A 12,772-nucleotide genomic window follows, 5' to 3' on the forward strand; every position below is an offset into this window, starting at 1 on the left:
AAAATATAGAGACGAGGCATTGCTCGCGGTACCACTCTAATTGATTAATCAACATAATAATTAACCCACTCATTTTCGGTGGCAATCACCACCTATCTTCATAACGGTAGAAAACCGACATCCCCTACTGATTCTGTTCAGGGAGTAGCTCATGGATGAGTTCAAAGGCTATAACTACCGATTCTCACCAACCATCGGCTCTCTGACAAATTTATAAATCCTTTTACTATTTCCAATCTTTACTTAATCATTATTTAATTAAATAAGATAATATATCGATAAACTCGAGTTGTCAATAATTAATTTAATGTTTTAGACAATTTAAATCAGGGTTTGGCTTAAAAATTTTAAAATTTTCTTCTATAAATAAAAATAATCGCCCAAATTAAAGGACGATATGTTGGTTTTCCTCTATTATGATCAAATCCCCTTGAATCTTCCATTTGTTTAGTTTCTTGATTAAAATAGACAAAAAATTCTTCTCCGGTTGATTGATCTCTTTTTTTCTATTCAACATTTGAGTATAGAAGTGCAATTTCTTCGCTTTGTTCGCCATCGATATTCATTTTATATAAATGATAATCGGGATTACCCTTGGCAAAATTTCTATCCAACATAAAGTAAATCGTCTTTCCATCTGCACTTACAACAGGGTCACCTACATATTCCCCAAAATGAGTTAACTGTTACCTTTTCCTTCGCTTCCTTAGGGTCAACCCTTCTTCTTCAATAAGATAGTCACGAGATAACTGGAGATGGATGAGATAATATTTTCCACATACCGTTCTAATTTCGATTTCATAACAGACCAAAATCAAAAGTTTTTTTAATTTACCCTAAAAAAACTAATCGATTGGTAATCCACAATGGCTCTTTAGTTAAATGTACTGGAAAGTGCTGATTTAATTTTTCATGTGATACAATACTACCTAATTCTCCAAAGGGATTTAATAATTTAGAGTTAAAAACCAACGGATGCCCAATAATGGCAGGCGTATGAAACTTCACTTTCTCAATCCAAGTATGATCCACATGTCCATGCGATAAAACGACATAATCAAGATCTCAATATTTTTCCAAAACCATACTTTTTCTTTGTAATGACCGCACAAGATAAAGGGCAAAACCTAACACCAACCAGATACCTCCCGTTAAAAACCCGGACTTCCCCACTGGTATTAACAACACAAAACAGATGAAGAGAGCGGTGATCGGTAACAATGGATAGAATGGTGCCTTAAATTGTTGCTTACGATCGATTTTGGTTGTTTTCCTTCTTGAAATAAAAAATGCAATTAACGTAAAAATAAAGGTTATGATATATAAAAAACCTGTGGCAGATACGGCTATATTTATAGAACTATTGATCGTAAATAAGATTTGAATACTAACTCCCAGTATAATGGCCCATATAGGCGTGTTAAATTTGGGATTAATATAAGAAAATCTATGAGGTAATAATCCGTGCCGTCCCATCGCAAAAGCCGTTCTCGAAATGCATAAAATAAAAGCGTTCGCTGTGGCAGGCAAAGCAATAACAATGACCATATTAATTAATAATGGTCCGATGCCGCCTAGAATCTGTTCACTCGCAAGGAAGACTGGTGTTTTAGATGCTCCAAGCTCCGTCCACGGCACAACTCCTACCGAAACGAACAGCAATCCAATATACAATAACACGACTATTAAAATGGACGAAATAATAGAGATAGGGATCGTTCTTGTAGGGTTTTTGATTTCCTCCGCTGAAGCAACAATCCCATCCCAGCCGACCATTGATAAAAAACCAACCAAAGCAGCCGCAAGAATCCCTTCGATACCTTTAGGCGCAAACGGCATAAATAAAGTGTAATCTACATGGTTAAAACCTAGAGTGAAAAAGGATAACAGCAGGATAATTTCAATCACTACAATAAAAACTTGAACTTTACCACTCCATTGAACTCCAATTATATTTAGTAATCCTAATAAGATTAATAGAACGATGGCACTTACTATTGGTGGTGCCCCAGTTAAGGTGTGAAAATAGTGTCCAAATCCTTGTGCAACGAAACTACTGGCAGCCAGCCATGCTCCCCAATAGGCCCAGCCAATGACCGTACCAAGTAAAGGTCCCATTGTTTCACGTACAAATTCATAGGAACCACCTGCTCTTGGATACCTTGAAGATAACTCAGCATAACAGAGACCCAAAAGAATTTCTAATATTGCTGCTAATATAAATGAAACAATAACTGCGGGGCCTGCCTTACCGGCAGCAACCCCACTTAAAACAAATATTCCTGCTCCCACCATCGCACCAATTCCAATGGATGTAGAAGCCCGAATTCCAAGGGTTCGTGTTAGTTCCATTTTTTGCACCTACCTTAAAAGAGGGAAATTGCCTGTCAATTTTACTTTGTTGGCCCACTTGAATTCCTCCAATTATTTAATGAATCACTTTTTGATGTGTTAAATTTATCATGTTAAAATGGTCTAAAGTAGTACCAATTATATACATGTTTTATGGTACCAATTTTAAAGGAGACATAAAAATGGCATGGTTAACGATTGATCGTTCACTAAATACTCCATTGATAAGACAAATCTATAAACAATTAAGAACAAAAATTTTAAGTGGTGAACTTTCGGCAGGATACCGTCTTCCCTCTACCCGACATTTAGCAGAAGAATTGGGAGTTTCGCGTAATGTTATTTTGGAAGCCTATGATCAGTTGCTTGCAGAAGGTTTTTTAGAAGGACAACCAGGGGCAGGGACATTTGTAGCTGAAGGGGCTTATTTAAAAAAGATGGATATGGTTACTTCTTATATGTTAGAAGATAGCCTTTCTAAGAAAAATAACAACTTCATTGATTTTCGTTCTGGGATCCCTGCATTAGATCTTTTTCCAAGAAAACAATGGGGGCAACTGGCTAAACGCGTAAGCATTGAAACGGATCATTCTTTATTCGGGTACGATTCGCCCGAGGGACGGATAGAGTTAAGAACAGTATTATCAGACTACTTGCTTCGAACAAGAGGTGTGGAATGTCACCCAGATCAATTAGTGATTACAACTGGAGCTACGCAAGCTTTAACGTTAATTGCTAAATTACTAATTTCAGAGAATGACCAAGTAATCATCGAGGATCCAATCACACATGAAATTCAAACTATCTTTCAATCGTATGGGGCCTTCCTTCTCCCTATCAGAGTTGATAAAAATGGAATGGATACAAGCCAAATTCCACTCATTATAAAGCCAGCATTTATATTTGTCACACCATCCCATCAATTTCCAATTGGAGGGACTTTACCGATTCAAAGACGTGTACAAGTGATTGAATATGCAAGGAAAATGGACAGTTATATTGTGGAGGATGATTATGATAGTGAATTTCGATACGAGGGCCCTTCCGTCAGTTCATTGCAGGGGCTGGACCCTGAACGCACAATATACATAGGTACGTTCAGTAAGATACTCTCACCTGCTTTACGGTTAGGATATTTAATTCTTCCGCAAGCATTAATTAAGAGTGGCCGCACGCTAAAATATTTTAGCGACTTACATACACCCTCTTTAGAACAGCTTACTCTTGCTCTTTTTATAAAGGAAGGCTATTTAGAAAAGCATATTTTCCGTATGAAGAAAGTCTATCGAAAAAGAAGAGACTTTTTAAAAGAACAACTTTATAAGGAATTCGGGGAGCAGGTTACGATACATGGTGATTCTACGGGATTACACTTAGTTGCCGAATTTGATGGGATACATTTCACGGAAAGTCTCGTTACAAAAATAATTGCTCACGGCGTTAAGGTATACCCTGTTGAATTGCATACCATAAACAAAGGATTATTTTCAAACCAAATAATTTTAGGCTTTGGAAATTTAGATGAAGTAAAAATAGCAGACGGTGTAGCCAAATTAAAAAGAGCTTTGCTAACAAAATAATTGAGAAAACGATTCGGAAGATTCGAGTCGTTTTCTCAATTGGTTTATACCGATATCCATTGCTAACTACTTGCATTTTCTGGAGTTTTGTATTCTTCTGGCGTTTGCCATTCTTTCTTTTTCTATTCATCATCACCTTCCAGACGATCATGTAACATATACTTTTCACCGCATGGATATTATTTTAAAAAAATAACAGTCAATATGTTGAATCCAATTAATATTTATCGAAAATTTTATCTGGATTTAAAAGACATTTTGGATCAAACGTTCTTTTAATTAAAGTCATTACATTGAATGCTTCGCCATGCTCAAGTTTTTGGTACATCTTTTTGCCAATCCCGACGCCATGCTCGCCGGTACATGTTCCGCCACAAGCAAGTGCATATTCTACAAGATACTTATTAAATTTATCTGCAGTTTCAACTTCACTTGGGTTATTTTTATCAATCATCAGGATTGAATGATAATTTCCATCGCCAACATGCCCTAAAAGTGCTCCATCAATCCCTAATTCATCCATTTTTAACCTGGCATTATGAATTGCATTCGCTAATTCTGAGATTGGAACTACAACATCCGTAACCATCATTTTCTTGCCTGGTGTACCATGGATAAAGGCATACGCAAGGTTATGTCGTGCTTCCCATAGCTGATGCACAGCCTTCGAGTCAGTTTCAAAAATAAATTGCAGGCAGCCTTGGTCCTTGAAAAGATCCTTTGTAAAATCAATATCTTGTTTCAGTCCTGCCTCATTTCCATGAAACTCTAAAAATATTGTTGGAGCAATTTTATATGATGTTTGACTATATTGATTCACCTGTTGAATTGATCTCGCATCCACTAGTTCACAACGTGCAATTGGAATTCCGGCCTGCAGAATTGAAACAACACCATTTACAGCCTCTTCTGTACTTGGGAATACAGCTCTTGCAGCCATCGTGCATTCAGGAATACCATACACTTTTAAAGTAATTTCCGTGAAAAGGCCTAAAGTACCTTCTGATCCAACAAATAGTGAGGTAAGATTGTATCCAGACGATGACTTTGCTGCTAGATTTCCAGTATGTATAATCGTTCCATCTGCCAACACAACCTCTAAATCCCGCACCTGATCCTTCATAACTCCATAACGGACGGAGGTGGTGCCACTTGCGTTCGTAGCTGACATCCCTCCTATCGTTGCATCAGCCCCCGGATCAACAGGAAAAAACAATCCATATTTTTTTAGTTCTTTATTTAGTTGGGACCTAGTTACACCTGGCTGAACTTTTACTAGAAAATCTTTCTCGCGAACTTCAAGTATTTGATTCATTAAAGAGAAGTCGACCGAAATGCCAGTACTATACGGAATCACATGACCTTCAAGGCTAGAGCCAAGACCAAAAGGAATGATAGGTACTTCATACTTGTTTGCGACTTTCATAACCTCTCTAACTTCTTCTTTATTAAGTGGAAAAACGACAACATCCGGTCGTGATGCTTGATGATGGGACTCATCTACACTATGATGGTCAAGAATGGTTTCATTAGTAGTTACACGATCTTTCGGAAAAATTTGCTGCAAATCTTTTAAGAACTCCACGAAAACCCCTCCCATTTGGTAAATTAATCTACTATATCCATATTATAAAATATATAAGATACTCAGAGATTATGAATTTCGTGAACATTAAATAATAGTAAAAAAAGAGATGCTCGGTTGAGGCCTTTTATCAGGGTTGACAAAAAAGTCATTTTCGACTGAGCGTGATACAAAGAATTTATTATTCGAAATCCATGTAAAATCTCGATCAACGAATCCCGTAGGAGTGAGGATTGATGTTTTATTTTTCATCATGTCCTTCATTTCTAATTTCTTATTTAGGGTTGAAACGCGATTGCTACCTTTACACCATCTTAATTGCTGCTAAAAAACTAATTAATAAATGCCCATGTAGCTATTAATTAAATAAACTTTTAATTGCACTATGGGCTGTTGGATATGTGAATTGAAAACCGGCATCTTCCAGTTTTTTTGGAATGACTTTTTGCCCATTTACTAACATCTGGGACATTTCGCCGAACATTAGTTTTAATATAAAGGCAGGAAGTGGAAACCAATGTGGCCGTTGCAGCTCTTTAGCAAGTACACGTCCGAATTCATCGTTTGTAACAGGTTGTGGTGCAGTTGCGTTAATCGGACCTTGGATAGCTTCGTTGGTGATACAAAAATCAATAATCCGGAGGAGATCCTCAATATGAATCCAAGGCAGCCATTGCTTGCCAGTCGCCACTTTTCCACCTAGGAAAAGCTTATAAGGGAGTACCATTTTCGGAAGTGAACCCCCATCTCTTGCAAACACAACACCAAGCCTCAACTTTATCACACGTGCATACGGCTCCATTATTTCCGCTGCTTTCTCCCACTTTTTCACAACTTCGGCTAAGAAGTCATCGCCACTTTGCAAACTTGTTTCGACGAAAGTCTCCGTTCCAGACATACCGTAAATACCTACAGCTGATCCGTTAATAACAACTTTTGGCTTGTATGACAGGCGTTGTACGATTTCCGCAACTTTTTCGGTTGTATTGACTCTTGACGTTACTATTTTTTTCTTAGCTTTATCTGTCCAACGTTGATTAATTGTTTCTCCAGCAAGATTAATAAAGGCATTTGCATGTTCAAGACAGGAGACATCCTTTTGTAAATTATCCCACGTTACATAGCGAACTAGTGGAACATCTGATTTAAGCACTCCTTCCCTACCTTGTGGCCCTCGTGGAAAACGAGTAACGATGACGATTTCATTCCCTTTTACTATATAATGTGTGGTTAACTGCTTGCCGATGAAACCGCTACCACCAAAAATTACAACCTTCATAGTAAGGTTCCCTTCCTTTCATAACAATCTAAATGCTGAAATGTTTAGTTACCTATACAAACTCTTCTTTGCTCTCATACGATATACAGAAAACTTTTGATTAGGGGGCAATTAAATGGATATTCCAGTCACAGGTTACATGGTTGATTCAGATGGATCAGATCCTCATCATTCCCATAACTTGTATATCACATCATGGGATGGCAAACCCGTACACACTCATTGCTTTTCTGGGGTAACTTCAATTGATGTAGGCCATCGCCATAAATATGTTGGAAAAACAGAGCCCGCACCGAGTGGTGTTCAGCATACACACGGCTATTTTACGTTTACATCCTTTAACGATGGACATAAACATGTAATAAAAGGTGTTACAGGGCCAGCAATATTCCTACCGAACGGAGGGCATATTCACGAATTTTGTGGGATGACTTCGGTGGATGGTCAGATTCCCCATTCCCATCGATATGAGGGAAAAACGAGCCCTAGTTAGTACACATTTTACCATATATTTCTTACCACCAACACTTCAGACTAACCATTTTAAAATTGACATAATAAAAATCGACAAGCACAATCACTTGTCGATTTTCGTTCTTTGTTATAGAAAAATTCCTTAGGCAAAAAGCATTCTATCATTATCAAAAGCTTGCTTTTTCTTTAATGAATACATATTCAACAGATCATCCATCGTCATTTTATCGCGCTCTTCACCTGAAATATCAAGGATAATATTGCCGGAATCCATCATGATCGTACGTGTTCCCGTTTTTAATGCCGAGTTTACATTATGGGTAATCATCATTGTGGTCAATTGATTTTCAGCGACAATTTTATTTGTAATCTCCATTACTTTTTCGGCAGTTGCCGGGTCTAATGCAGCTGTATGCTCGTCTAATAATAAAAGCTTCGGCTTTACAAGTGTCCCCATCAAAAGAGTGACAACCTGTCTTTGACCACCTGACAGTAAGCCAACTTTTGTCTTCATACGATTTTCAAGCCCCATGCCAAATTGACTTAATTTTTCTTTAAATAGATTTGTTTCTTTTTTGTTAATCGCAAAAGCAAAAGGACTTTTCGTGCTTTTTGAGTAGGCTAAGGCCAAATTTTCTTCGATTGTTAAATGGGGGGCGGTCCCCTTCATCGGATCTTGGAATAGTCTCCCTATTATTTGCGCTCGCTTATATTCTCTTAAAAATGTAATATCTTTTCCATCTAAAATAATGTTACCACCGTCGAGCAAAAAACTTCCGCTAATGGCATTAAATAAAGTTGATTTCCCCGCACCATTTGAACCTACAATTGTTATATATTCGCCATTTTCCAGCTTTAGATTGAGTTTATTTAAAGCAACATGTTCATTAAGAGACCCTTTCGAAAACACCTTATACGCATTACGAATTTCTAGCAACTTTTGCAGCCTCCCTTTTGACTTTATTTAACTCCATCTGTTTTTTTATTTCTGGAAGCGACAGTGCTAATGCTACGATAATGGCTGAAACAAGCTTTAATGCATAGGCAGGGAATAAATCTGTTTTTGTAGCTATCGCAATGACGTAACGATAAAGTATAGAACCAATTACAGAAGATATAATTCCAATTGCAATGCCCCTTTTTCCACAAATAACTTCACCAATAATAACAGACGCCAAGCCCACTACTAGAATACCAGCACCCGAATTAATATCCGCAAACCCCTGATACTGGGCAAGAATCCCGCCTGACAATCCAATTAATCCATTACTGATGGCTAGAGCACTATTTTTTTGGACATCCACATTGATTGAAGAAGCTCTTACCATATCTTCGTTGTCTCCAGTAGCTCGGATGGACAAACCCAGGCGAGTTTTAAAAAATATAATCATCAATAGACTGCTTATGAATGCAAATAAAAATGATAAAAGGCTTTTACTAAAATTCGTATCTACTCCCAGTGCCTCTGCTGTCATTTTAAAAATATCTTGACTACCAATTAAAGAAAGATTTGAACTGGCTCCCATCACAAACAAATTCACCGTATACAAGGCACTCATTGTCAAAATACCAGCTAGGATTGGATGGATGCCACATTTTGTTTGAAGTAATCCTGTCACATAACCAGCAAGCAAGCCTGCCACAATGGCAAGAAAAATACCCAATATCGGGTGGCCGTTCATCGTGCAAACTGCTGAAACGGCCAATCCAAAGGTAAAGCTTCCTTCTGCAGTCAAGTCGGGAATATTAAGGATTCGAAAGGATAGGTACAACCCCATTGCAAGCAGCCCATAAATCAGTCCTAATTGTAAAGAACCTAGAAATAAAACCATTTCCTCTCCTCCTACTGCGACTATTTTGCGTCTTCTACCAATTCAATACCGCTCTTCACGTCATCTGACAGTGTTATTCCAAGAGCTTCCATTGTCGTTTTATTTACTACTGTTCGATTTGCACCAACAACCACAGCTGGAATTTCTGAAATGGCTTTTCCTTTAAGAAGTTCAATTCCCATGTCAGCTGACATCGCACCGATTTCTGTATCATTGATTGCAGTTGTTGCAAATGCACCTGAATCAACCATTACAGCGGAACTTCCATATACAGGTATCTTAGCTTGTCTAGCAACTTGTGCCACTACTGGCATCGCACTTTGAATCATAGAATCATTTGGGATAAAAATTGCATCTACTTTTCCTACTAAAGTTTCAGCAGCTGCTTGAATTTCTGAAGAGTTTGTGACAACAGACTCTACATATTTTAGACCAATAGAATCTAAATAAGCCATGGCATCTTTTGCTGTGTTCACTGCATTGATTTCACTAGTGTTATACATAATTCCATATGTTTTAACATTTGGTGTCAGCTTTTTAGCTAAATCAAAGATATCTTTAACTGGGATCTTATTTGATGTACCTGTTGCATTTTTGTCCGGTTTTTCCATATTAGATATAACACCTGCTCCAACTGGATCGGATACAGAAATAAATACAACTGGGATATTTGAATTCATATTTACTACGGCCTGTGTTGCAGGTGTACCAACTGTTGCAATTAAATCTACATTACGGCTAACCATTTCTTGTGCAATCGTGTTTAAGTTTGTTGCATCACCTTGAGCATTTTTTTCAATGATTTCAAGTTTGGATTCATCATAGCCGTTATCTCTCAATTGTTTAATAAAGCCTTCACGCATATCGGTAAATGCACCATTGTCAGCCATTTGAATAAATCCTACTGTAAGTTTTTTTGTAGCATCTGAACTTCCACTATCTTTTGCTCCTTCATTCGTTTTAGTGCCTCCACATCCCGCTAGAGCAAATAGCCCCACGGCTGCGATCACCAATACAAGCATTTTTTTAGCTAACCTTTTCACTGATCATCTCTCCCTTTAAATTGGTTGTTATAATGTTTCAATTTATCAAATGCCGCTATTAGCATTTCTTCTGTAACGCTATATGGATAATGTTTAATATCAGGCATAGTTGGTATCACTTTGATTACTTTTTCTAAATCTTCATTCGTAATCTCAATTTCTTCAAGACTTGTCGGTAAACCCACACTTTTATTAAAGTTATAGATTCTTTTAAATTGTTCTTCGTTTCCGTCACACAATAGAAGCAACAGCACGCCAAAACCGACAACCTCTCCATGAAGATGCCTTTCTTCAATAACCGGGAACATAGTTAATGCATAAAAAATGGCATGGGCTAATCCGCTATTGTAATTAGGTGTATGATCAAGCGTCACTAAAATAGATACCATAGCCGTTGAGACAATAATAGCGTAAACGGTTTGCTCTAGTTCATAAGAAACATTACCTTCTTGATTGTCTTCCAATGCTTTTTGACCATAGCGTATGAGTGGATCCACACACATTTTGCTGATACAAACCCCAAGAGCAAGATATGACGCCAATTCTTCCCCTCTTGAAGAAACGACACATTCATAATGTTTGGCATATGTATCTCCGATTCCTGCCCACATATATTTCATGGGAGCCTTTGCAATAATTTCTGTTTGGATAAACGTATGTGTCGGTGTTTTATCAAAAAAGAAAGGTTCCTGAAAAGCCCCATCCGGATGATACATAATCGAAACAGTTGTACAGGCAGCGCACGTTGAAGCAATAGTTGGAAAAGTAAATACAGGCTTGTTCATTTTGACAGCCAGACATTTACATGTATCAATTGCTTTTCCGCCTCCAATGGCAAAAATCATATCTGCATCGATCACTTCCTGATTGTTCATTAATAGATTTACATTTTCATAGGATGATTGCCCACCATACCAAATGAAATTCACAATGGATAGATCCGTGTCGGTAATGGCGTTAAGAATCCTATCCTTTGCGGCTGCAATTGCGTTCTCACCTCCAATGGCTATTATTTTCTTGCCAAATGGTCTACAGACAGAATAAATCTGACTATATGCATTCGTTCCAATTGAATAATTTGGTTGATAAACTGTGAAATTATCCATCCTACTTTCCCCTTCAAATCATAATCGGTACCTATAAAATAAAAAACTCCTATCCTATAACAAATAGGACAGGAGTTATATACTTCTGCGGTACCACCTAAATTCATTCAAATGAATGCACTCAATCGTGTAACTACATTACACCAGCCATTGTAACATGTGGCAGCACGTCTCCCCTACTTTCGGCATATCGATTTCAGTTCGCCCTCGCAAGTCCATTCACCAATCTACCATTATTGCAATCCCACTACATGCAACTCTCTGAAAATGTATCAAAAGGCTACTATTCTTGCTCGTCGGTTTAAATTATGAGGTTAATTATAGCACAATACCACTTCCTGTCAATAAACTATTTCCAACTTTGGAAATAGTCTAAAAACTGATTGAAGAGGGTTTTAATTAATTTTTTGTCCTTTACCGCTTAACAATTTTATTATGTTGTTTTCGTAGCCAGCATCATATGTCGTTTTATACGTTGAATAAACGGTTTCGCCGTTTTTCCGTTCTTCAGCTTTAATAATTGCAGTCACTTTGATGTTTTCTCCATTTTTAGAAGTTTGCAAATCCTGAATTTCCACAGAATTTGTTTTTAAATAACCATCACGAAAGGAGTGATAAGACATCTTAGATTGCCATGAACTTCCTAGTAACGAATAAGCCGTAACAAAATCCTGATAATTAATACTGTCATAGAAATATTGAACAAGATAGCGGGCAGAATCCTCTAATGAAAATTCCTCTTGATCATTCATTTCTGCAGTAAAAGAGTCGACATTTGGCAATTCTTCCATTGGCGATTCTGACCAGCCATCAACAAGACCGATAATATTAGTAAAAGGTATACTGAATCCAATGGTACCTTCATTCGTTCCTGCTGCGTTAATCCCTAACACTTCTCCACTAGTTTTATTTATTAGTGGTCCCCCACTATTTCCAGGAGCGATTGGTGCCGAAATTTGATAAACATTATGATATGAAAATGGTTCAATTTCAAAGCTGCGATCAGTCCCACTAATAATACCTTCTGTTACTGTATTTTGTAGACCTAAAGGGCTACCTAATGCTAGCACCTCATCACCGATTTCCCCATTCTCTTTTGTGATTGAAAGCGGCTTTTCCCCTGCTAATGCTGAGACACGAACTAAGGCTACATCTGTATCCGAACTAATCCCAATTACCTTGCCATCATATTCTCGTGTATCAGCCATCCGGACTTTAACATTTTTTGCTCCTGCAACAACATGAGCATTTGTTATAATATCACCTTTCTCATTATATAGAAATCCGGATCCAATCGCTCCCGCTTGTTCAACCACAATCATTACAACAGACTTTTGCGCTTCACGAATAATTTCTTTTAATTCTTTAGGTTCCTTCTTCTTGTCAACTTGCGCTGAAACGAATGGTTTAACATCTAAATCATTCCGAACTTCTTTAGTTAAAACAAAATATCCACCCACGCCACTGATCCAGATTAGAATAGTAATTAGTACACTACTTAAAACTTTAGAATTCATGAAT

At 37.5% G+C, this 12,772-nt stretch carries 10 protein-coding genes and 2 other annotated features; of the genes, 2 read left to right on the forward strand and 8 right to left on the reverse strand.

The features are described 5' to 3' along the window. Positions 1-4: 4 nt before the first annotated feature. Positions 5-249 (reverse strand) — a binding site (T-box leader). 816 nt (positions 250-1,065) lie between these two features. Further along, positions 1,066-2,352: an APC family permease gene (locus tag ACNQFZ_RS00740; protein ID WP_458413454.1), complete on the reverse strand. Its 1,287-nt coding sequence runs from the start codon at positions 2,350-2,352 to the stop codon at positions 1,066-1,068. A 182-nt stretch (positions 2,353-2,534) separates the two neighbouring features. Here ACNQFZ_RS00740 and pdxR point away from each other — a divergent pair, with 182 nt between their 5' ends. Next, complete coding sequence (gene pdxR / locus ACNQFZ_RS00745) at positions 2,535-3,932, forward strand: MocR-like pyridoxine biosynthesis transcription factor PdxR (RefSeq protein ID WP_458413455.1); 1,398 nt, start codon at positions 2,535-2,537, stop codon at positions 3,930-3,932. Positions 3,933-4,149: 217 nt separating this feature from the next. Here the strand turns inward: pdxR and ACNQFZ_RS00750 are convergent, their stop codons facing one another. Both ACNQFZ_RS00750 and ACNQFZ_RS00755 read right to left on the reverse strand, forming a co-directional pair. Then, entirely contained in the window at positions 4,150-5,532 is a 1,383-nt protein-coding gene (locus tag ACNQFZ_RS00750) for an FAD-binding oxidoreductase (RefSeq protein WP_458413456.1), read from the reverse strand. 343 nt (positions 5,533-5,875) lie between these two features. Next, the gene (locus ACNQFZ_RS00755; RefSeq protein WP_458413457.1) at positions 5,876-6,796 is read right to left on the reverse strand and encodes a TIGR01777 family oxidoreductase; all 921 of its coding nucleotides are present in this window, start codon (positions 6,794-6,796) and stop codon (positions 5,876-5,878) included. Between the two features lie 115 nt (positions 6,797-6,911). Between ACNQFZ_RS00755 and ACNQFZ_RS00760 the strand changes: the two genes are divergently transcribed. Beyond that, on the forward strand, positions 6,912-7,289 hold the full coding sequence (locus tag ACNQFZ_RS00760; protein WP_458413458.1) for a YmaF family protein: 378 nt from the start codon (positions 6,912-6,914) through the stop codon (positions 7,287-7,289). Positions 7,290-7,412: 123 nt separating this feature from the next. Here the strand turns inward: ACNQFZ_RS00760 and ACNQFZ_RS00765 are convergent, their stop codons facing one another. The 5 genes from ACNQFZ_RS00765 to ACNQFZ_RS00785 form a co-directional block, all read right to left on the reverse strand. Further along, complete coding sequence (locus tag ACNQFZ_RS00765; RefSeq protein WP_458413459.1) at positions 7,413-8,207, reverse strand: ABC transporter ATP-binding protein; 795 nt, start codon at positions 8,205-8,207, stop codon at positions 7,413-7,415. Beyond that, the gene (locus tag ACNQFZ_RS00770; RefSeq protein WP_458413460.1) at positions 8,191-9,102 is read right to left on the reverse strand and encodes an ABC transporter permease; all 912 of its coding nucleotides are present in this window, start codon (positions 9,100-9,102) and stop codon (positions 8,191-8,193) included. The genes ACNQFZ_RS00765 and ACNQFZ_RS00770 overlap by 17 nt, the downstream gene beginning before the upstream one ends. A gap of 20 nt (positions 9,103-9,122) precedes the next feature. Then, on the reverse strand, positions 9,123-10,145 hold the full coding sequence (locus tag ACNQFZ_RS00775; RefSeq protein WP_458413461.1) for an ABC transporter substrate-binding protein: 1,023 nt from the start codon (positions 10,143-10,145) through the stop codon (positions 9,123-9,125). After that, the gene (locus tag ACNQFZ_RS00780) at positions 10,142-11,251 is read right to left on the reverse strand and encodes an iron-containing alcohol dehydrogenase family protein (RefSeq protein ID WP_458413462.1); all 1,110 of its coding nucleotides are present in this window, start codon (positions 11,249-11,251) and stop codon (positions 10,142-10,144) included. The genes ACNQFZ_RS00775 and ACNQFZ_RS00780 overlap by 4 nt, the downstream gene beginning before the upstream one ends. Before the next feature lie 61 nt (positions 11,252-11,312). Continuing rightward, positions 11,313-11,557, reverse strand: a binding site (T-box leader). Between the two features lie 89 nt (positions 11,558-11,646). Further along, entirely contained in the window at positions 11,647-12,768 is a 1,122-nt protein-coding gene (locus ACNQFZ_RS00785) for a S1C family serine protease (protein ID WP_458413463.1), read from the reverse strand. Positions 12,769-12,772: the final 4 nt, after the last annotated feature.

The sequence above is a fragment of the Schinkia acidoalkalinis genome, assembly GCF_054301215.1.

Bases quoted from the DNA above. Each gene is read 5' to 3' on its own strand.
- ACNQFZ_RS00760 (WP_458413458.1), top strand. From the start codon at position 6,912: ATGGATATTCCAGTCACAGGTTACATGGTTGATTCAGATGGATCAGAT.
- ACNQFZ_RS00780 (WP_458413462.1), bottom strand. From the start codon at position 11,251: ATGGATAATTTCACAGTTTATCAACCAAATTATTCAATTGGAACGAAT.
- ACNQFZ_RS00755 (WP_458413457.1), bottom strand. From the start codon at position 6,796: ATGAAGGTTGTAATTTTTGGTGGTAGCGGTTTCATCGGCAAGCAGTTA.
- ACNQFZ_RS00785 (WP_458413463.1), bottom strand. From the start codon at position 12,768: ATGAATTCTAAAGTTTTAAGTAGTGTACTAATTACTATTCTAATCTGG.
- pdxR (WP_458413455.1), top strand. From the start codon at position 2,535: ATGGCATGGTTAACGATTGATCGTTCACTAAATACTCCATTGATAAGA.
- ACNQFZ_RS00750 (WP_458413456.1), bottom strand. From the start codon at position 5,532: ATGGGAGGGGTTTTCGTGGAGTTCTTAAAAGATTTGCAGCAAATTTTT.
- ACNQFZ_RS00740 (WP_458413454.1), bottom strand. From the start codon at position 2,352: ATGGAACTAACACGAACCCTTGGAATTCGGGCTTCTACATCCATTGGA.
- ACNQFZ_RS00770 (WP_458413460.1), bottom strand. From the start codon at position 9,102: ATGGTTTTATTTCTAGGTTCTTTACAATTAGGACTGATTTATGGGCTG.